This is a genomic window from Acidovorax sp. NN32, assembly GCF_057597245.1.
In genome coordinates this window covers 1,216,633-1,237,510 of record NZ_CP199679.1, presented here as the reverse complement: position 1 = coordinate 1,237,510, position 20,878 = coordinate 1,216,633, and the positions used below count along the sequence as shown (strand labels likewise).

Here is a 20,878-nt window from a genome sequence, read left to right as displayed (position 1 = left end):
TTGTTGTGGCGTGATCACGGGGGAAGCAAAAGCAAAGGCGGAGCACTAGGGCGATGGGGTCCGTCCTCTTGCCGCCTGCCGGTAGTTGGCTTTCAAGGGGTCGGGCACCCGTTCGTCAAATCCAAAGGCGACGCGCCGCACTTCGGGGCTGTCGGTGGGCTGGTGCCCTACGCCCAGGGCAGACGCGCGCGGCGCCGGGATGGCAACCACCGTGCCTGCCAGGCGCCCCAGGCCTGTGATCTCGCACTCCACCAGGTCACCCGGGTCTACCGAGCGCGAATGGCAAGGCGTCCCCATCAGGATCACGTCACCCGGCACCAGGGTGATGTGGCGTGCGATATCGGCCACCACGTAGTGCGGGCCCCAGATGGTCTCGTCGCCGATGTGCGCCTCCTGCACCACCAGACCGTTGCGATAGGTGCGCAGCGTCTGTTCGAAAATGTTCACGCCGCGCACAATGCCGGGGCCGATGGGCAGCAGCGTGTCCGCGCCTTTGACACGCAGCATGCTGCCCTGGTCGGTGTCGCGGTAGTTCTGCAGGCCCATGTCCAGGGCAGGGCAAAAGCCTTCGATGTAGTCCCAGGCTTCATCGGGCAACACGTTGCGGCAGGTCTTGCCAATGACAATGGCGTATTCGCCTTCGTAGTTGAGGTACAGGCTGTCAGCGGGCTTGTGGATCTCGCAGCCATGGCCGTTGATCGAAGTCGGCGGCTTGGTGAAATAGGTGGGCGTCTCGGTCGGCCTGGGCTGGTTACGCGTCTCGAAGCTGCGCGATCTGTACGAGATGTGCACGGCGATGATCTTGCTGGGCGACACCGGTGGCAGGTGCTGCACGGTCGCCAAGTCCACCACGCGGCCATCGTCCAGGCGCAATTGCCCTTGTTGTGCGCCCTCTTCCACGATGCTGCCCCAGCAGGCACTGCCACCCACCAGAACGCGGCGGCGCTCCATGCGCGGTCCACGCATCACGGCGGGCAGTTCTTTGAGCGGGAATTCGAAATTCATGCCGCTACCTCTTGCATATCGAACCACATATGCACATTGCCGGTGCCGCGCGCGTTCTCGTAAGCGGACAGCCTCTCACCCCGCGCGCGGCAGTCCGCGCCCCCCATGGCACCCACCATCTGCAGGTAGTGGGCGCCAAAGGCCTCCCAGGGGAGCTTTCGGTATTCGTCTTGCCAACGGTCGAGCACAGTGCCATGGCGGCCCTGCTGCAGCAGCTCGATCGCACCCTTGTCACTCGCGATGTTCTCTGGGCGCGAGACATTGCTCTCATGGAAGATACGCGGGTGGTTGGGCTTCCAGTCGATGGGGTTGAACTTGTGGCTGAGCGCCCCGGAGGCAAGCAGCGCCACACGCAGGTTGCTGCGGCGCACGGCCTCGCCAATGGCCTCTCCCGATTTCACGAAATGCGTCCAGTCGCAGTTCTGGCATGAACTCACGGTGACAACCGGCGTGTCGCTGTGCTCCAACCGCAGGTGCTTGACCAGGTTGATGGTGGCGTACTGTCGGCCCAGTTCGGGATGGTTGATGACGCGGTTGTAGCCCCCCAGTTCGCGCGAGACGGCCTCGATCTCCAGCGCCAATCCTGGATGGCCCCGGTAGTTGTAGGGCACGCCGTGCAGATACCAGGGCATCTCATCCGAGATGTAGTTGCCCTGATAGCGTGAGGCCCCATCCACCAGGTGGTAGCCCGTGGTGAACCAGTGTGAATCAAAGATGACGACCACGTCAGGCCGGGCTTCGGCGAGCTTGGCGCGCAGCCGGGCATAGCCGGGGATAAGGTCCGAGTCGGCCCCCGCGCCCTGCAGCACGCGAAACTCTTCGCATTGCATCAGGCCGGGATGGTGCGAGACGATGGCTGCGCCAACAATGCTTCCCATGGTGGTGTTCTCCTGCATGTGATTGGGTTGGGGTCAGCGGTGGCTGAAACTTGCGCGGAACGGCTTTTTGGGCAGCACCACATCCTTGACATCGCAGAAGAACTCGAAGCTCCAGTCCCCACCCTCGCGGCCCACACCGCTGCGCTTGATGCCGCCAAACGGCGCAGCCAGGTCGCGGATGCCAAAGCTGTTGACCCAGATGAAGCCGGTGCGCACCTGCTGCGCCACGGCGCTCGCATGCTCCACCTCGCCGTAGCAGACGCCACCCAGGCCATAGTCCGTGCCGTTGGCCAGGGCGATAGCTTCTTCGTCGCTGTCAAAGACCTGCAGGGTGAGTACAGGTCCGAAGACCTCGTTCTGCACGATCTCGCTGTCCTGGCGCACCCCAGCCAGCAGCGTGGGCTGGTAATACTGCGCACCGAAGGAATGGTGCGCGCCACCCCAGAGCAGCGTGGCGCCATCGGCCACGGCGCGCTGCACAAAACCGTGCACGCGCTCCACCTGGCGCGGGTGGATGATCGGCCCGACCTCGGTGGCCTCCTCGCGCGGGTCGCCCACGGTGAGCTTTTCCACATGGCCGCGCAAGGCCGCTACGAAGGCGTCGTGCACCTTGCGGTGCACCAGGAAGCGCGTGCCCGCCAGGCACACCTGGCCAGCGTTGCGGTACATCAGAGCGCCGGTGGCAGCGGCATTGTCGATGTCGGCGTCCTCCAGCACGATGAAGGCCGACTTGCCACCAAGCTCCAGGCTGCAAGGCACGAGGTTGGCCCCGGCAGACTGGGCAATCCACTTGGCGGTGGGGACCGATCCGGTGAACGAGATACGCGCCAGGCGCGGGTCGCTGACCAGGCGCGCCCCGGTGCTGGCGCCCCCGCCCTGCACGATGTTGAAAACCCCAGGCGGCAGGCCGGCGGCGTGCGCACAGTCGGCCAGCAGACTGCTGGTCAGCGGTGCCCATTCCGGCGGCTTGACGATGACGCAGTTGCCCGCGGCCAGGGCCGGTCCTAGCTTCCAGGTGGCCAACATCAGCGGCGCATTCCAGGGCGTGATGATGGCCACCACACCGGCCGGATCGTGGCGCACGAGGTGGGTGGCCTGCTCCGTCTCGATGGGCCGGTCTTGCAGCGTGAGCGCATGCTCGGCGAACCAGCTGATGTTGAGCACGGCGCGCGGCACCACGCCATGCTTCATGCGCGAGAGCAGCACGCCAGCGTCGTTGGATTCGAGCGTGCAGAAGGCCTCGGCGCGTTTTCCAATCTCGGCGGCGAAACGATCCAGGTAGGGTTTGCGCTCCGCCGCCGTGAGCGCGCTCCAGGCAGGGAAGGCGCGCGCCGCCGCGGTGACAGCTGCGTCCACATGGGCAGGCGATCCTTCGCTGATGGAGCCCAGCAGCGCCTGGTCGATGGGCGAGTGCAGATCGAACCGCATCTCGGACGCAACACGCTGGCAGTCGATGTAGTGGTGGGGCGACACCGCGATGCCGGCGACATTCAGCATGTCATTGCTCAAGGGAGTTCTCCAGTCAGACAACAGAGCCGGGCAACCTTGCCCGATCCGTCGCGAAGTATCTGCAGCGCCTTCCTTGACCACAATCAATGCTTTATGACGGATTGTGAAGATGTTCTAATGAATGGCATGAATCCCAGCGATTCCATCGCACCAGCCATGTCTCTGCCCCATTTCACGCCACGCCAGCTCGAAGCCTTTGTCAACGTGGCAGAACTGCGCAGCTTCGCGGCCACCGCAGAGCGTTTGGCCCTTACACCGTCTGCAGTAAGCCAACTCGTGAGCGAGTTGGAAGACGCGCTCGGCTTCAAACTGCTTGAGCGCAGCACGCGCAGGGTTGACATCACCAGCGCGGGGCGGGAGTTTCTGGCCTCGGCAGAGTCGGTGCTCAAGCACCTGCGCATAGCGCAGTCGGCCGCCAGCGATGTCCGCAACCGCGCAGCGGGCATCGTGCGAATCGCAGCACCACTGGTCGTCGCCAGCGTGATCCTGCCCAAAGCCATCAAGGCCTATACACAAACCAGGCCCAAGGTGCACATCCGCATTCGCGACGTGCCGGTGGAAAAACTCGTCGATGCAGTCGCCAGCGGCGACGCCGATCTGGCCCTGGGTCCGGATCGCGCCTGTGGCGATGACATCGTGCGTACCCAGCTGTTCGAGAGCCCCTGGGTGTTGTGGTGTGCGCCCACCCATCCCCTGGCCCACAAACGCAACGTGACCTGGGCGCAGCTGCACGCCTACCCACTGGTGGCTGCCGGGCGGGATCACGAACGCAGCGTGGCGCAGATGCACACCGGGCTGCCCAGCGAGCAGCGTGTGACCCCCGTAGAGATCGTGGACAACATCTCCACCGCCATGGGCCTGGCTGCCGCCGATGTGGCCGCTACGCTGGCGCCCGACTATGTGGGTGCACTGGCCAAGCCACTCGGACTGGTGCGCCGCCGCATCCTGTCGCCCGAAGTCATGCGCTACGTGTGCCTCTACAGCCCCGCACGGCGGGCCACCTCGCCTGCAGCGGAGGGCTTCGCAGACCACCTGATCCGCATCCTCGCCCAGCGCAAGTGAGCTGCCGGCGCCGCCGCGCGCAGTGCGGGGCGCGCACCAACGTCTGCCTACACAAAACGAGGAAGCAGTAAGCAGGCCTCAGCATTGGAGGCCGAGAAGCAGCGCTCGGCCGCGCGCTGCCACGGCAACCATTCGAAAGCATCGTGTTCACGAGGACTCAGTACCACGGGCGTAGCTGCTGGCACACACAAGCCAAACACCCGCTCGCGATTGCGCACGACCCCCGGGGCGTATCGGTGCAGCCATTGCGGCCAGATGTCGTAGACGTTCTCCAAGGCCCAGTCGGTCAGCAGGCAGCCGGGCGCCCGCGCGTCAATGCCGGTTTCCTCGGCCACTTCGCGGCGGGCGGTTTCTTCAAACGACTCATCAAGGCGGTCTTTGCTCCCGGTGACAGATTGCCAGTGCCCATCACCGCCCGTGCGGCGGATCAGCAGCACCTCCAGGGCGGGCGTGTGGATGACCACCAGCACCGACTCTGGAAGCTTGTAGGGCCTGTGCTGCGCGGTCGGCACCATGGGCGACACCTTCCCTCTCTACCCGGCCTTGGAACGCGGGGCTGAAGTGGTGGGAACGGGCGGCGGCAGCTCCTTGGCCTGCAGCGCCCTGACCTGCACCACCAACTGGTTGTGCGCGTCCAGGAAGGCAGCGGCAATGACCTTGCCCTCGTTGGTATTGCTCCAGCCCGCACCCGCTGCGCCCCCGAGCTTGCCGAACACGAGCCCGCCCACGCCCAGGTCAGTGGTGCGTGCGGACCCGGTGGCGGCGGCAACCTGCTCGGTGGTTTCGTTGTCGGACAGCAGCAGTGCCGTTTGCGCCTCCTTGAATTTGACCTGCTCCACCATGCCGGCCAGGCCCGCGATGTCGCGCAGCACCGGAATCATGGCAATCACGCCCGCCAGGCCCCGTCCCGCGTCCTGCTCACTGAACGTGAGGCTGGGTGTGAGCGTGTACTGCGCCTCGTAGCCCTTGCCCTTTGCCACGGTGGAGTTGTTCTTGCGCAGCACGCCGGAGTCCTTGAGATCCTGCTCCTGGATGGTTCCGCGCAGCCCGGCCGACCGGTCCACCACACGAAAGCAGCCACTTTGCTGGGCCAGCAGCTTGACCAGGGGCACGGGGGATGGCGGGAGGCTGTAGCCCGAACCCATGGTGTAGCCGCTGGGGTTTTCTGCCAGCGCCAGCGTGGCCACGGGCGCCTCGCAGCGCACCAGTTCGCGCGCAGCGTTGCTGGCCCCCGCCGGCCCTGCCGAGCCAGTGACCACGGAACCGCCCTGGCCCAGTTCGGTCTTCTTTTCACCGCAACCTGCCAGGGCCAGTAGCACGGCGCCCATCCACAAAGCCCGGGTCGTCATTGAACGCATGGAAAGTGTCCTTTCAGTGCCAGAGCCACATCGCCGAGGGCGCGGGCTGGCCAAGAAAAAAGCGGCGCAGGCTGCCAAGCCCTTGCCGCTTTGTCGTGCGATGCCACGAGAGTGGATCCGCGCCGGGTTCGGGGAAAGCCCCGGATCAGGCTGCCTTGACAGCGTCGATGTTGCGCAGGCGAATGTGCAGCTCGCGCAACTGCTTTTCGTCCACGGGCGAAGGCGCCTGCGTGAGCAGGTCCTGGGCGCGCTGGGTCTTGGGGAAAGCGATCACGTCACGGATCGATTCCGCACCGGTCATCAGCGTGATAAGGCGGTCCAGACCGAAGGCCAGGCCACCGTGTGGGGGCGCGCCGTACTGCAGGGCGTCCAGCAGGTAGCCGAACTTGGCCTGTGCGTCTTCGGGTGTGATCTTGAGCGCATCGAACACCTTCTTTTGCACATCGGCGCGGTGGATACGCACAGAGCCACCGCCCAGCTCCCAGCCGTTGAGCACCATGTCGTAGGCCTTGGCGATGCACTTGCCGGGATCGGTGGCCATGAACTCTTCATGGCCGTCCTTGGGGCTGGTGAAGGGGTGGTGCACGGCCGTCCAACGGTCTTCTTCCTCGTCGTGCTCGAACATGGGAAAGTCCACCACCCACAGCGGCGCCCAGCGGTTTTCAAAGAGACCGCTCTTCTTGCCGAACTCGCTGTGGCCGATCTTCAGTCGCAGCGCGCCGATGGAATCGTTGACGATCTTTTCCTTGTCGGCACCGAAGAACAGCAAGTCACCGTCCTGCGCACCCGTGCGCTTGAGGATTTCAGCGATGGCCGCGTCATGCAGGTTCTTCACGATGGGCGACTGCAGCCCTTCGCGGCCCTGGGCCACTTCGTTGACCTTGATCCAGGCCAAGCCCTTGGCTCCGTAGATTTTCACGAACTCGGTGTAGGCATCGATCTCACCGCGCGAGATCTGTGCGCCGCCGGGCACGCGCAGGGCAACCACACGGCCGCCCTTGGTGGTGGCGGGAGCAGAGAAGACCTTGAAGTCCACGTCCTTCATCACTTCGGTCAGCTCGGTGAATTCGAGCTTTACGCGCAGGTCGGGCTTGTCCGAGCCAAAGCGGAAAGCCGCTTCCTGGTAAGTCATGATCGGGAATTCGCCCAGGTCCACGCCCAGTTGCTGCTGGAACACCTCGGTGATCATGCGCTGGAAGATCGCACGGATTTCTTCTTCGCCCAGGAACGACGTCTCGCAGTCGATCTGCGTGAATTCGGGCTGGCGGTCGGCGCGCAGGTCTTCGTCGCGGAAGCACTTGGTGATCTGGTAGTAGCGGTCGTAGCCAGCCACCATCAGCATCTGCTTGTAGAGCTGGGGCGACTGGGGCAGCGCGAAGAACTGGCCGTCGTGCACGCGGCTGGGCACCAGGTAGTCGCGCGCGCCTTCGGGCGTGCTTTTGCCCAGCATGGGCGTTTCGATGTCGATGAAGCCTTCCTTGTCCAGGAAGTTGCGCACCTGGATGGAGGTCTTGTAGCGCAGCATCATGTTGCGCTGCATGTGCGGGCGGCGCAGGTCCATCACACGGTGCGTGAGGCGCGTGGTTTCCGACAGGTTCTCGTCGTCCATCTGGAACGGAGGCGTGACCGAGGGGTTGAGCACGTTCAGCTCATGGCACAGCACTTCGATCTGGCCGCTCTTGAGCTTGTCGTTGGTCGTGCCGTCAGGGCGGGGGCGCACCAGGCCCACCACCTGCACGCAGAACTCGTTGCGCACGTCTTCGGCGGTCTTGAACATCTCGGCACGGTCGGGGTCGCACACCACCTGCACGTAGCCTTCGCGGTCGCGCAGGTCGATGAAGATCACGCCGCCATGGTCACGACGACGGTTCACCCAGCCAGACAGGGTAACGGTTTGGCCCATCAGGGCTTCGGTCACAAGACCGCAATAGTGGGAACGCATGGCCATGGCAGAAACTTCCGGCGCCCAAGGGGCGCGTTAAAGGGATTTACTTACTGTGGGAAACAAGCGTGGGGTCAGCCGGAGCGACCACGCCCATCGAAACAATGTATTTGAGGGCGGCGTCCACGCTCATGTCGAGCTCGACGCAGTCGCTCTTGCGCAGCATCACAAAATACCCGCCGGTGGGGTTAGGCGTGGTGGGCACATACACGCTCACGAATTCATCGCGCAGGTATGCCGCCACCTCGCCATTGGGCGCGCCAGTGACGAAGGCCACGGTCCAGACGCCCTCGCGCGGCCACTGCACCAGCACGGCCTTGCGAAAGGCATTGCCGCTTTCTGAAAAAAGCGTGTCGGACACCTGCTTGACGCTGGAATAGATCGAACGCACCACCGGGATGCGGTGCACCACCGCATCGCCCCACTGCACGAGCTTGCGGCCCGCGAAATTGCTGGCGACGGCACCGACCACCAACAGGATCAGCAGCGTGAGAACCACGCCAAAGCCCGGGACGTGAAAGCCCAGCAGCTTGTCGGGATGCCATGCAACAGGCAGGATTTGCAGGGTCTGGTCCAGCGTGCTCACGATCCAGTTGAGCACCCAGGCCGTGATAACCCCTGGCACGATCACCAGAAGGCCGGTCAACAGCCACTTGCGCAAGGCAGCCATGAGGGTCACTCAGCTCGCAGAGGAGGTGGAAGTGGTAGAACTGCCACCAGCGCTTGATGCCGCTGCTCCAGATGCTTCTTTTTTAGGAGCATCACCAGAACTTGCCGGCGCCGCGGCCTCGGCTTTCGGTTCCGTCTTGCTGTCCGTCGCAGGGGCAGAACTGCCACCGCTGCCACCGCGAAAATCGGTCACATACCAGCCCGAGCCCTTGAGCTGGAAGCCGGCCGCTGTGACCTGCTTGGAAAATGCTTCCGCGCCGCAGGCGGGGCACACCGTGAGGGGCGCATCAGAGATTTTTTGCAGCACATCCTTGGCATGGCCGCAGGAGCCGCATTTGTAGGCGTAAATAGGCATGTCAGTGTGTTGAGGGAAAGTGCAAAACCCTCAATTATAGGCGGCATGCCCATCCTCAAGCCCCACGCACTGGGCATGGGGTAATGCAATCAGCTGGCGCTGCCCTCGTAGTGGGTGACGTGGCCTTTGTGGTCGTCGATCCACTGCGGTGCCAGCGAGCCCCCGATCATGCCGACCAATGCCGCCAGCACCCCAGCCAGTTGCTGCGGGAACGCTTCGGACAGCATGGGGCTGGCCACAAACAGCAGCCACACACCCAGGCCCATGGCCACCGCCAGGATGGCGCCCTGGGTGGTCGCGCGCTTCCAGTACAGGCCGAACACCAGGGGGACAAAAGCCCCCACCAGCGGTACCTGGTAAGCGCCCGACACCAGTTCATAGATCGACGTTCCCTGCATGGTGATCGCGTAAGTGAGCACGCAGGCGGTAAACACGAGCACCGATATGCGCATGGCCTTCAGTGTCTGGGCATCGGTCATGCCAGGCCGCAGGTTGTGCAGGATGTTCTCCACAAAAGTGGTGGACGGTGCGAGCAACGTGGCCGATGCGGTGGACATGATGGCCGACAGCAGCGCGCCAAAGAAGGCGATCTGAAGAATCAGCGGCATGCGTTCCATCACCAGCGTGGGCAGCACTTTCTGGGGATCGTCCTTGAGCAGCGCCTGGGCGGTTTCGGGCATGACCAACACGGCGGCCGTAACGACAAACATGGGGATGAAGGCAAACAGCAGGTACAGCACCCCTCCGATGACCGGGCCGGTGCGCGCTGTCTCGGCGCTGTTGGACGACATCACGCGCTGAAAAACATCCTGCTGGGGTATGGAGCCCAGCATCATCGTGATCGCGGCGGCAAAGAAAAAGGTCCACTCCTTGAGCCCACCTGTGGGGAAGAACTGGAACTTGCCTTCACGCGCGGCATATTCCACAACCTTGCCCGCACCCCCGGCCAGGTCCGCCGCGTACCAGGCGATGGCCAGCAGCCCCACGGCGATCACGATCATCTGGACAAAGTCGGTCATGGCCACCGACCACATGCCGCCATACAGGGTGTAGACCAGAACGATGACCGTACCGATGACCATGCCCATGGTGACGGACACATACCCCTGCGTCAGCAGGTTGAACACCAGCCCCAGAGCCGTGATCTGCGCTGCCACCCAGCCCAGGTAGCTGAACATGATGATGGCTGAACAAGCCACTTCGATCACACGCCCGTAACGCTGGCGGTAGTAGTCACCCAGGGTGATGAGGTTTTTCTTATAAAGCTTGTAGGCAAAAAACAGCCCCACAAGAACGAGGCACATGGAGGCGCCAAATGGGTCCTCCACCACCGCACCCAGCCCACCATCCACAAACCGGGCTGACACGCCGAGAACGGTTTCCGATCCAAACCAGGTCGCAAAGGTCGTGGCTATCACCACAGCCAGGGGCAGGCTGCGGCCCGCCACCGCATAGTCGGCCGTGTTGTGCACGCGCGTGGCGGCATACAGGCCGATACCAATCGAGACCAGCAGGTACAGAACGATGAATGTGATCAGCATGGCGCCGCTCCGAAACTCCAAGGAAGGTTACAAAAAGCAGGTGTGCGCCCGGCGTGCCGTGGGCCGACACGCCGAGGCCCCTGCAGATCCAGGGGTGACCACTTTGCTACAAAATTCGTAACAAAAGTTGCAGCGGATTATGAAGGCAACTTTCGTGCCGTTCGCACCGTTTCAGAAAATCCGCATCCGCACAAACAACTGCATCGCCAGAAGGCCCAGCACAAAACCGACGCCGCCATAAATGATGGACTGGAGCAGCCGGTTGGTACGGTGCTGGACTTCCAGCAGTTCGCGCAAGGCTTGCTGCTGGTCAGCCGGGCGCTGCCGCAAGGCGTCGTGCAGCAGGCGCGGCAGCTCGGGAATCAGCTTGGCATAGTGGGGCGCCTCGGCCCGCAGCTCCCGCCACAGGCGCTGCGGCCCCATCTGCTCCAGCATCCACTTTTCCAGGAAGGGCTTGGCCGTGCTCCACAGGTCCAGCTCCGGGTCCAGCTCGCGGCCCAGGCCTTCGATATTGAGCAGGGTCTTTTGCAGCAGCACCAGCTGGGGCTGAATCTCGACGTGGAAGCGGCGCGAGGTCTGGAACAGGCGCATCAGCACCATGCCCAATGAGATCTCCTTGAGCGGGCGATCAAAGTACGGCTCGCACACGGCGCGGATGGCCGATTCGAGGTCGTTCACCCGCGTCTCAGGCGGCACCCAGCCACTTTCGATGTGCAGCTCCGCCACGCGCTTGTAGTCGCGCCGGAAGAACGCCACGAAGTTCTGCGCCAGGTACTCCTTGTCAGACTCGGTGAGCGTGCCCACGATGCCGAAATCCAGCGAGATATAGCGCCCAAAGGTGGCCGGATCCAGGCTCACCTGGATGTTGCCGGGGTGCATGTCGGCATGAAAGAAGCCGTCACGGAACACCTGGGTGAAGAAGATGGTGACGCCGTCGCGCGCGAGTTTGGGGATGTCCACCCCGGCTTCCCGCAGGCGCTCGATCTGGCTGATGGGCACACCGTTCATGCGCTGCATCACCATGACCTCGGGGTGGCAGAAGTCCCAGAAAATCTCAGGGATCAGCACCAGGTCCAGCCCCTGCATGTTGCGGCGTAGCTGCGCGGCGTTGGCGGCCTCCCGCACCAGATCCAGTTCGTCGTGCAGATAGTTGTCGAACTCGGCCACCACCTCGCGGGGCTTGAGGCGCTTGCCGTCGGCCGACAGGCTCTCCACCCACCCGGCCATCATGCGCATGAGACTCAGGTCTTTCTCGATCACGGGCAACATGCCCGGGCGCAGTACCTTGACCGCCACCTCGCGCTCGATGCCATGGCGGTCCCGCAGCGTGGCGAAATGCACCTGCGCAATGGAGGCACTGGCCACCGGCACGCGATCGAAGAACGTGAAGACCTCATCCACCGGCCGCCGGAATGCCCGCTCGATCGTGGCGATGGCGATCTCCGGGTCGAACGGCGGCACGCGGTCCTGCAGCCGGGCCAGCTCGTCGGCCACATCGGGCGGCAGCAGGTCGCGGCGTGTCGAAAGCACCTGACCAAACTTGACGAAGATGGGCCCCAGGCGCTCCAGCGCCAAGCGCAGCCGCTGGCCGCGCGGTGCATCCAGGTTGCGCCCGAACGACAGGACGCGCGATACCGATCGCAGCCAGGGCTTCTGGAAACTGTCCAGCACCATGGCGTCCAGGCCGTACCGGAACACCACCCACAGGATGGCGCCGCCCCTCAGGAACTGCTTCATGCGCCAGCCCGGTCGGAACCGCTGTTTGGCGCGGAAGGCGTGGAGGGTCCGGATGGCATGGGCGCGACGGCTGACGACGTTGGTGCAACGCGCGTGCCCACAAACTGGCGCAGCGCCTGCGCAGCGCGGCTCGCCACCTGCGCCACAGTGTGGGCGGGAGCGTCACCGATCACACGCGCCAAGTCCTCCTCAACATCCCAGCGCACGTGATCGACCAGCCAGTTGATTTCGGCGGCCAGTTGCACATCGCCCTCAATGCGGATGGCGGGCTTGTCACCCCGCAGGGCCGTCTGGGCCAGCGCAAAGGGAGACGTCTCGGTGACGTGAAGCTGCAGATCGGGCGCGGCAGTTTCGTGCGCCAGGTTGAACAGCCCAGCGGGCGTGATGACCAGGGCCATCGAATACGCACGCCACTGCACGCGGGCGATGCGGCCCTTCTGACGCACCAGGCGGTCCATGGCCTCTTTTTCCTGCATCAGTACATGGTTGAGGAACAGCACCATGCGCTGCTGCATCTCATGCACGAGCCACTGGGGGGGTTGGGGGCCGGCGGCCACACGCTCAAAGAGGCCGTCCAGAAACGAAAAAGGGGACTGTGGTGTTGCCATAGTCCCCGATTATTCCCTGAACTGGGATAGCCCCACAGCGGGGCATTTCCTTTATTACTGCAGGGCCTGCACGCCGGCCACCAGCCAGCCGCTGCTGCCGGCCTTGGGCTTGGTCATGTTCCAGACCTCGCGGAAGGGGCTCGGGCCGGCTGAGGGCTCTTCGCGGATCATGCCGGAGAACTCAACGCTGGCCATGTAGCCGTCGCCCAGGTCTTCAATGCCCAGCAACTGGGCTTCGATCATGACCACATCGGTGTGGTTGGGCTGCATGCCACGGTGGTCTTCGCGCTCCGTGAGCTGGGTGCGAATCTCGCCGAGCATGCTGTCGGTCATCATGGAGCGCAGGGTGGCGATGTCCGAACGGTCCCAGGCCGCTTGCAAGGTGACGAAGTTGCGCTTGGCGGCAGACAGGAAGCCCTCGGTATCGAAGCCTTCAGGAATCCCCCAGTTCTGCGACCCGGACAGGCCCGAGCCGATCACCACGCCCGAACCCGCACCGCCTTGAGCAGCGCGCGAGGCATCAAACGCCATGCTGCTGCGCTCCCAGGGGCGCGCCGAGGCGTCGTTGCCCACGTTGTTGGGGCTGTACTGCGGAGGCACCTGCGCTGCGGCGGGCGTGGCAGCACCCGCGCCCTGGAACGCGAAAGGCGCACCACCGGCAGCAGCGCCACCGTTGCCACCGCCACTGCGTGCGCGCATCACCATCTTGAAGATGGCAAACGCGGCCACTGCCAGCAACGCAATCATCAGAATGTTGGCAAACCCTGCACCCAGCCCCAACGAGCTGGCCAGCCAGGCCAAGCCCAGGCCAGCGGCCAGGCCACCCAGCATCGCGCCCCAAGGCTTCTTGGCCGCAGCAGCGGCCGGAGCTGCACCCGCAGCAGGCGGCTTGGCAGCCGCCGCATTGGTCGCATTCTGGGCGGGCGCACCCGGCGCTGCCGACTCACGCTGCGTAACGTTGCTCGATTGCTGCCCCGTCGATTTACCACCGCCCAGTCGCCGGGCGTCGGCATCGGCGTGCGCAAACGCCAGCATCGCAACCAACACCACAGACCACAGTTTCATCATGACTTCTCCGTCTCCGTTAATGACTGAGCGAAACGCTCAGCACTTGATTCCAACATGCAAGGCCACAATGCCCCCTGTCATGTTGTGATAGTCCACATGCCCAAAGCCATTTTTTTGCATGAGGCTTTTGAGCTCTTCCTGCCCGGGGTGCATGCGGATGGACTCGGCCAGGTAGCGGTAGCTGGCGTCGTCGCCCGCCACCAGCTTGCCCAACTGGGGCAGCACCTTGAACGAATACCAGTCGTACACCTTCTCGAGTGGCTTAGCGACCTTTGAAAACTCCAGCACCAGCAGCTTGCCGCCGGGCTTGAGCACGCGGCACATTTCGGCAATCGCCTGGTCCTTGTGCGTCATGTTGCGCAGGCCAAAAGCAACGCTCACCACATCGAAATGTGCGTCGGGGAACGGCAGCTTCTCGGCATCGCAGACCAGTGTCGGCAACACCACACCCGCATCAATCAGGCGGTCGCGCCCCACGCGCAGCATGGCTTCGTTGATGTCGGTGTGCACCACACGGCCGGTGGCGCCCACCTTCTTGGAGAACGCCAGCGCCAGGTCGCCCGTGCCCCCTGCAATATCGAGCACCTGGCTGCCTTCGCTGAGGTTGGCCACCATCACGGTGTAGGCCTTCCAGGCACGGTGCAGGCCCGCCGACATGAGGTCGTTCATCACGTCGTACTTGGAGGCCACGGAGTCGAACACGCCGCGCACGCGGCGTGCTTTTTCCTGCTCGTCCACCGACTGAAAACCGAAATGCGTGGTGCTCATAAGATTCATGCTAGGCGCGTGAACGCCAGAGGTACAGCGACAACCCCGCACTGAAATGGGGCATCTGTCGCAATTTGGACAACGCTATTGAAAAGAAATCAGCCGCCAGCGCTTTTCTATATTGCACCAACAGCTACTATTTCAATAGCACCTTGACAGACAAGGGCTTCCGCCGTGTTCTGCGCTCCGCCATAAATACACCCGGCCCGCAGCCTCAATGGCTGCCACAGGCATGGCCACCGGCACCACCCTGAGGCGCCATCGGCGCATCGCGGTCCGCCCCCGCAGCGGCCAGCCGCTCGGTGTACTGGGTCCACAGCGCGTCTTGCTTGTCGCCCAGTTCGTAGAGGTAGTCCCAGGTGAAGATGCCGCTGTCATGCCCGTCAGAAAACGTGGGCTTGACCGCATAGTTGCCCACGGGTTCCAGGTTGACCAGCGTGACCTCCCGCTTGCCCGTCTGCAGCACTTCCTGGCCTGGGCCGTGGCCTTGCACTTCGGCCGACGGCGAATACACACGCATCAGCTCGAACGGAATGCGGAACGTGGTGCCATCGGAGAACCCTACTTCGAGCACCCGCGATGCCTCGTGCACCGTGATTGCCTGCGGCGTGGGCGCACCCGCTTTCAAACCTGCCATGGATTCACCTGTGAGAAAACTGTTGTCAGAAACGACCTCCGCGATTGTCCCACCCGCTCCGGGGCACACCGCAAACAGGGTTACCGGGTAGGCAACTGCGCCAGCCGCGATTGCAACTGCGCCTCCAGCGCGGGCAGCAGGGTCCGTACGCCGGCCTCTTGCGCCGCCGGGCTGGGCCGCTGTGCCGCCGCCCACACGGGCGATGGAAAGTGACTGTCCCAGTCAAACCGCGCAATCACATGCCAGTGCAGGTGCGGCACCATGTTGCCCAGCGCCGCGATGTTGACCTTGGTGGGCGACAGGTGCTGGCGCAGGGCCAGCTCCACCAGGACCACTGCCTCCATGCAGTGCACACGATCAACGGCAGCCAGGTCCGAGAACTCGGCCGCATGTGCATTCCACACCACGCGATAGAAGGCAGGAAACCCCGCCTCATGCGCACGGATGACACGCAGGCGCTCGCCACGCCAGACCAATGCGCCGCCGTCTTCAGCGCACAAGAGGCAGGTCATCAGACCAGCACCCGCTCAATGCCGCCGTTGTTGGCACGGTGTACGTACTCAGGCATCCAGTTCTCGCCCAGAATCTCGCGCGCCATCTCGACCACGATGTAGTCGGCTTCGAGCAGGCCATTGTTCAGGTCGCCTTCATAGCGGTTCAGACCCTGCAGGCAGCTGGGGCAGCTGGTGAGAATCTTCACGTTGTCCTGGGCGCCCACGGCACCGCTCTCGCGCAGTTTGGCCTCGCCCTTCTTGATTTCCTCTTCCTTGCGGAAACGCACCTGCGTGGACACGTCAGGTCGAGTCACACCCAGCGTGCCCGACTCGCCGCAACAACGCTCGCTCTTCAAGACCTGCTCGCCCACCAGCGCCTTCACGGTCTTCATAGAGTCCTGCAGCTTCATGGGGTTGTGGCAGGGCTCGTGGTACAGATAGGCGCCCTTGCCTTGCAGCTGAATGCCCTTTTCCAGCAGGTACTCGTGGATGTCGATGATGCGGCTGCCCGGGAAGATCTTGTCAAACTCGTAGCCCTGCAGCTGGTCGTAGCAGGTGCCGCAACTCACCACCACGGTCTTGATATCCAGGTAGTTGAGCGTGTTCGCCACGCGGTGAAAGAGCACGCGGTTGTCCGTGATCATCTTTTCGGCTTTGTCGAACTGGCCCGAACCGCGCTGCGGGTAACCGCAGCACAGGTACCCAGGCGGCAACACCGTCTGCACGCCCGCGTGCCACAGCATGGCCTGGGTGGCCAGGCCCACTTGCGAGAACAGCCGCTCTGACCCGCAGCCAGGGAAGTAGAACACCGCCTCCGTCTCGGCCGTGGTGGCCTGTGGGTTGCGGATGATCGGCACGTAGTCCTTGTCCTCGATGTCGAGCAGCGCGCGCGCCGTCTTCTTGGGCAGGCCGCCCGGCAGCTTCTTGTTGATGAAGTGGATCACCTGCTCCTTGATCGGAGCCGTGCCCACCGTCGCAGGCGGCTTGGCCGTTTGCTTGCGGCCCACCTTGCGCAACAGGTCCACGGCCAGGCGCTGAGCCTTGAAGCCCACATCCACCATGGCCGAACGCATGAACTTGATGGTGTCCGGGTTGGTGGCGTTGAGCATGGTCATCGCCAGCGCGTTCCCAGGCCGGAACGTCTTCTTGCCCATCTTGCGCAGCAGGTTGCGCATGTTCATGGTGACATCGCCGAAGTCGATCTTCACCGGGCAGGGGCTTTCGCACTTGTGGCACACCGTGCAGTGGTCGGCCACGTCCTCGAACTCCTGCCAGTGCTTGATGCTCACGCCCCGGCGGGTCTGCTCTTCGTACAAAAACGCCTCGACCAGCAGCGAGGTGGCCAGGATCTTGTTGCGCGGACTGTAGAGCAAATTGGCGCGTGGCACGTGCGTGGAGCACACGGGTTTGCACTTGCCGCAGCGCAGGCAGTCCTTCACGCTGTCGGCAATCGCGCCGATGTCGCTCTGCTGCATGATCAGCGACTCGTGGCCCATCAGCCCGAAGCTGGGCGTGTAGGCATTCGTCAAATCGGCGTGCATCAACGCAGCGTTTGAAGCATTCGAAGCATTTTTGGCCTGCAGCGCTTGTCCATCAATCGCTGGCAGCTCCTGATTTCGGAGCAACTTACCCTTGTTGAAACGACCTTCCGGGTCCACCTTGCGCTTGTACTCGGCAAAGGGGCGCAGCTCTTCGTCGGTGAGGAACTCCAGCTTGGTGATGCCAATGCCGTGTTCGCCCGAAATCACGCCGTCCAGGCTGCGCGCCAGCACCATGATGCGCGCCACGGCCTCGTGCGCGGTCTGCAGCATCTCGTAGTCGTCGCTGTTGACCGGGATGTTGGTGTGCACATTGCCGTCGCCTGCGTGCATGTGCAGCGCCACCCACACGCGGCCCTTGAGCACGCGCTTGTGGATGGCCACAGCCTCGTCCAGGATGGGTTTGAATGCCGCGCCAGTGAAGATGCCTTGCAGCGGCGCCCGCAGCTGGGTCTTCCAGCTCGCGCGCAGGGTGTGGTCCTGCAGTTGGGGGAACAGCGTTTCCACATCGTGCAGCCAGCCCTGCCACAGGGCGCGCACCTCTTCCACCAGGGCGATGGCCTGGGCCACGCGCTCCTGCAGCAGCTCGGGCGATGGGACTTCGTCGTCGGCGTCATGCTTGCCCAGGGGCAGGTTGCCGCGCTCGAAGAACTCGGTCAGCGCGTCGCACAGCTTGATCTTGTTGCGCAGGCTCAGCTCGATGTTGATGCGCTCGATGCCGTCGGTGTACTCGGCCATGCGCGGCAGCGGGATCACCACGTCTTCGTTGATCTTGAAGGCGTTGGTGTGGCGGCTGATGGCCGCCGTCTTCTTGCGGTCCGCCCAGAACTTCTTGCGCGCGTCGGCCGTGATGGCCACAAAACCTTCACCGCTGCGGGTGTTGGCCAGGCGCACGACCTCGCTGGTCACGCGGGCCACGTCGTCGGCGTTGTCGCCCGCGATGTCGCCAATCAGCACCATCTTGGGCAGGCCGCCGTTGCCCTTCTTGCTTTTGGTGGCGTAGCCCACGGCCTTCAGATAGCGGTCATCCAGGTGTTCCAGGCCCGCCAGCAGCACGCCACTGCGCTTTTGCTCGGCGAACATGAAGTCCTTGATCTCGACGATGCTGGGCACGGCGTCCTTGGCGTTGCCAAAGAACTCCAGGCACACGGTGCGCGTGTGCTCGGGCATGCGGTGCACCACCCAGCGCGCGCTGGTGATCAGGCCGTCGCAGCCTTCCTTTTGGATGCCGGGCAGGCCCGCCAGGAACTTGTCCGTCACGTCCTTGCCCAGGCCTTCCTTGCGGAAAGTCTTGCCCGGGATGCTCAGGCGCTCGGTGCGCACGGGCGTCTTGCCATCGGCCTCGAAATACTGCAGCTCGAAGGTGGCCGTCTCCACGTCGTGGATCTTGCCCATGTTGTGGTCCAGGCGCGTCACCTCCAGCCACTGGGCGTCGGGCGTGACCATGCGCCAACTGGCCAGGTTGTCCAGCGCCGTGCCCCACAGCACGGCCTTCTTGCCGCCCGCGTTCATGGCGATATTGCCGCCAATGCACGATGCCTCGGCACTGGTCGGGTCCACCGCAAACACAAAACCTGCACGCTCGGCCGCATCGGCCACGCGCTGGGTGACCACGCCAGCTTCGGTCCACACCGTGCCCACCTCGCGGTCCAGGCCCGGCAGGCAGCGCATCTCCACCTCGGTCATGGCTTCAAGCTTTTCGGTGTTGATGACCACGCTCTTCCACGTCAACGGAATGGCGCCGCCGGTGTAGCCGGTGCCGCCCCCACGGGGAATGATGGTCAGGCCCAGCTCGATACAGCCCTTGACCAGGCCCGCCATCTCGACCTCAGTGTCGGGGGTCAGCACCACAAACGGGTACTCGACGCGCCAGTCGGTCGCATCGGTCACATGGCTCACGCGGGAGAGGCCGTCGAACTTGATGTTGTCCTTGGCCGTCAGGCGGCCCAGAGTCTTCTGGATCTGGCGGCGCAGTTGCGCGGCCTGCTCGAAGGTGGCATTGAACTCGGCCACTGCGCGGCGCGCAGCGACGACCAGTTCACCCACCAGGCGGTCGCGTCCGGCGTCATCGGCAGGGGTGCGGCGCTTTTCGATCTCGCCCAGGCGGTGCTGAAGGGCATCGACCAGCAGCTTGCGGCGGTTGGGGTTGTCCAGCAGGTCGTCCTGCAGGTAAGGGTTGCGCTGCACGACCCAGATGTCGCCCAACACTTCATACAGCATGCGGGCCGAGCGGCCGGTGCGGCGCTCTTTGCGCAATTGGTCCAGCACCTCCCAGGATGAGGACCCCAGCAGGCGGATCACGATCTCCCGGTCGGAGAACGAGGTGTAGTTATAGGGAATTTCTCGCAGACGGGCAGGCTCGGCGGCCTGCGTCTGCAAGGCCGCCAACGCGATCGGAACATTCATGGGGGTCTACCTGGGGTGGGGGCGTGATTTTATGCCACGGTGCCCTCCCCGCGTCGGCCCCCACTCTGGCGCTCAGAACAGCACGCGGCTGCGCAGGGTTCCGCCGACCTGCGCAAGCTTGTCCAATGCCAGGTCCGACGAGGCGGCGTCGATGTCGATCACCACATAGCCGATCTTCTCGTTGGTCTGCAGGTACTGGGCCGAGATGTTGATCTGGTTGTCCGAGAAGATGCGGTTGATTTCGGACAACACACCCGGCACGTTGCGGTGAATGTGCAGCAGGCGGTGCTTGCCGGGGTGGGCGGGCAGCGCGACCTCTGGAAAGTTCACCGACGAGGTGCTGGTGCCGTTGTCGCTGTATTTCACCAACTTTTCCGCCACTTCGAGGCCGATGTTGGCCTGTGCCTCCATGGTGGAGCCGCCGATGTGGGGAGTCAGGATCACGTTGTCCAGGCCACGCAGGGGGGACTGGAACTCGTCCTTGTTGGTGCGTGGTTCGACCGGAAACACGTCGATGGCTGCACCCAGCAGCTTCTTGGCCTTGAGCGCTGCGGCCAGCGCTTCAATATCCACCACCGTGCCCCGCGCGGCGTTGATGAGGATGCCGCCTGGCTTCATGGCCGCGATCTCGGCGGCGCCGATCATTCCCTCGGTGGACGGCAACTCGGGAACGTGCAGGCTCACGATGTCGCTCTGGCCCAACAAGTCGTGCAGGTGCTGCACCTGGCGGGCGTTGCCCAAGGGCAGCTTGTTGACCACGTCAAAAAACGCCACCTGCATGCCCATTGCTTCGGCCAGCACCGACAGCTGGGTGCCGATGGAGCCGTAGCCCACGATGCCCAGGGTCTTGCCCCGGATTTCATACGCGTTGTCGGCCGACTTGAGCCAACCGCCCCGGTGCGCCACCGCGTTCTTCTCGGGGATACCGCGCAGCAGCAGGATGGCTTCCGCCAGCACCAGCTCGGCCACCGAGCGGGTGTTGGAGTACGGCGCGTTGAACACCGCAATGCCACGCTCGCGCGCTGCGTTCAGATCCACCTGGTTGGTGCCAATGCAAAAGCAGCCCACGGCCACGAGCTTGTGGGCCTGGGCAAACACTTCCTCGGTGAGCTGCGTGCGCGAGCGGATGCCCACAAAGTGCACATCCGCGATCTTGCGCTTGAGCTCATCGTCGGGCAGTGCGCCAGACACCGTCTCGATCTGCGTATAGCCCGCCGCGCGGATCACATCCACCGCAGAGGAGTGAATGCCTTCGAGCAGCAGAAATTTGATCTTGTTCTTGTCCAGCGAATTGGTGGCCATG

18 protein-coding genes are annotated in these 20,878 nt (G+C 63.9%); 1 reads left to right on the top strand and 17 read right to left on the bottom strand.

The genetic code is table 11. The features are described 5' to 3' along the window. Window positions 1-45: 45 nt before the first annotated feature. Genes ACT89O_RS05740 through ACT89O_RS05730 form a run of 3 tightly spaced genes read right to left on the bottom strand, consistent with a single transcriptional unit; the run spans window position 46 to window position 3,380 of the window. A complete protein-coding gene (locus ACT89O_RS05740) occupies window positions 46-1,005 on the bottom strand; it encodes a fumarylacetoacetate hydrolase family protein (RefSeq protein WP_487262064.1) in 960 nt (319 codons plus the stop codon). Then, a complete protein-coding gene (locus ACT89O_RS05735) occupies window positions 1,002-1,883 on the bottom strand; it encodes a DODA-type extradiol aromatic ring-opening family dioxygenase (RefSeq protein WP_487262063.1) in 882 nt (293 codons plus the stop codon). The genes ACT89O_RS05740 and ACT89O_RS05735 overlap by 4 nt, the downstream gene beginning before the upstream one ends. A gap of 33 nt (window positions 1,884-1,916) precedes the next feature. Then, on the bottom strand, window positions 1,917-3,380 hold the full coding sequence (locus ACT89O_RS05730) for an aldehyde dehydrogenase family protein (protein WP_487262062.1): 1,464 nt from the start codon (window positions 3,378-3,380) through the stop codon (window positions 1,917-1,919). Between the two features lie 168 nt (window positions 3,381-3,548). On the opposite strand from ACT89O_RS05730, the gene ACT89O_RS05725 reads away from it, so the two are divergent. Continuing rightward, window positions 3,549-4,454: a LysR family transcriptional regulator gene (locus ACT89O_RS05725; protein WP_055399361.1), complete on the top strand. Its 906-nt coding sequence runs from the start codon at window positions 3,549-3,551 to the stop codon at window positions 4,452-4,454. A gap of 47 nt (window positions 4,455-4,501) precedes the next feature. Here ACT89O_RS05725 and nudB read toward each other — a convergent pair whose 3' ends face one another. From nudB to serA, 14 genes are all read right to left on the bottom strand, one after another. Continuing rightward, window positions 4,502-4,969: a dihydroneopterin triphosphate diphosphatase gene (gene nudB / locus ACT89O_RS05720; protein ID WP_055399114.1), complete on the bottom strand. Its 468-nt coding sequence runs from the start codon at window positions 4,967-4,969 to the stop codon at window positions 4,502-4,504. Between the two features lie 18 nt (window positions 4,970-4,987). Beyond that, the gene (locus ACT89O_RS05715) at window positions 4,988-5,803 is read right to left on the bottom strand and encodes a CsgG/HfaB family protein (RefSeq protein ID WP_369801375.1); all 816 of its coding nucleotides are present in this window, start codon (window positions 5,801-5,803) and stop codon (window positions 4,988-4,990) included. 154 nt (window positions 5,804-5,957) lie between these two features. Next, window positions 5,958-7,760 carry an aspartate--tRNA ligase gene (gene aspS, locus ACT89O_RS05710; RefSeq protein ID WP_121507410.1) on the bottom strand — a complete coding sequence of 601 codons (1,803 nt, stop codon included), beginning with the start codon at window positions 7,758-7,760 and terminating at the stop codon, window positions 5,958-5,960. Window positions 7,761-7,800: 40 nt separating this feature from the next. Beyond that, complete coding sequence (locus tag ACT89O_RS05705) at window positions 7,801-8,424, bottom strand: DUF502 domain-containing protein (RefSeq protein ID WP_055399363.1); 624 nt, start codon at window positions 8,422-8,424, stop codon at window positions 7,801-7,803. A gap of 9 nt (window positions 8,425-8,433) precedes the next feature. Further along, window positions 8,434-8,778 (bottom strand): FmdB family zinc ribbon protein, encoded by a 345-nt coding sequence (locus ACT89O_RS05700; protein WP_218298691.1) that lies wholly within the window; start codon window positions 8,776-8,778, stop codon window positions 8,434-8,436. Between the two features lie 89 nt (window positions 8,779-8,867). After that, entirely contained in the window at window positions 8,868-10,319 is a 1,452-nt protein-coding gene (locus ACT89O_RS05695; RefSeq protein WP_121422475.1) for a high affinity choline transporter 1, read from the bottom strand. Window positions 10,320-10,490: 171 nt separating this feature from the next. After that, window positions 10,491-12,056: a ubiquinone biosynthesis regulatory protein kinase UbiB gene (ubiB, locus tag ACT89O_RS05690; RefSeq protein ID WP_121422474.1), complete on the bottom strand. Its 1,566-nt coding sequence runs from the start codon at window positions 12,054-12,056 to the stop codon at window positions 10,491-10,493. Next, window positions 12,053-12,664 (bottom strand): ubiquinone biosynthesis accessory factor UbiJ, encoded by a 612-nt coding sequence (locus ACT89O_RS05685; protein WP_121422473.1) that lies wholly within the window; start codon window positions 12,662-12,664, stop codon window positions 12,053-12,055. Before ACT89O_RS05685 ends, ubiB begins: the two co-directional genes overlap by 4 nt. Window positions 12,665-12,718: 54 nt before the next feature. Continuing rightward, window positions 12,719-13,732: a Tim44 domain-containing protein gene (locus ACT89O_RS05680; protein ID WP_055399128.1), complete on the bottom strand. Its 1,014-nt coding sequence runs from the start codon at window positions 13,730-13,732 to the stop codon at window positions 12,719-12,721. A 36-nt stretch (window positions 13,733-13,768) separates the two neighbouring features. Beyond that, complete coding sequence (gene ubiE / locus ACT89O_RS05675) at window positions 13,769-14,500, bottom strand: bifunctional demethylmenaquinone methyltransferase/2-methoxy-6-polyprenyl-1,4-benzoquinol methylase UbiE (protein ID WP_121507415.1); 732 nt, start codon at window positions 14,498-14,500, stop codon at window positions 13,769-13,771. A 214-nt stretch (window positions 14,501-14,714) separates the two neighbouring features. Then, window positions 14,715-15,137, bottom strand: a complete 423-nt coding sequence (locus tag ACT89O_RS05670; RefSeq protein ID WP_121507416.1) for a gamma-butyrobetaine hydroxylase family protein — start codon at window positions 15,135-15,137, stop codon at window positions 14,715-14,717. Window positions 15,138-15,217: 80 nt separating this feature from the next. After that, on the bottom strand, window positions 15,218-15,649 hold the full coding sequence (locus ACT89O_RS05665; RefSeq protein WP_487262061.1) for an HIT family protein: 432 nt from the start codon (window positions 15,647-15,649) through the stop codon (window positions 15,218-15,220). Beyond that, on the bottom strand, window positions 15,649-19,575 hold the full coding sequence (locus tag ACT89O_RS05660) for a DUF3683 domain-containing protein (RefSeq protein ID WP_487262060.1): 3,927 nt from the start codon (window positions 19,573-19,575) through the stop codon (window positions 15,649-15,651). Before ACT89O_RS05660 ends, ACT89O_RS05665 begins: the two co-directional genes overlap by 1 nt. A 72-nt stretch (window positions 19,576-19,647) precedes the next feature. Continuing rightward, window positions 19,648-20,877 carry a phosphoglycerate dehydrogenase gene (serA, locus tag ACT89O_RS05655; protein WP_487262059.1) on the bottom strand — a complete coding sequence of 410 codons (1,230 nt, stop codon included), beginning with the start codon at window positions 20,875-20,877 and terminating at the stop codon, window positions 19,648-19,650. Window position 20,878: the final 1 nt, after the last annotated feature.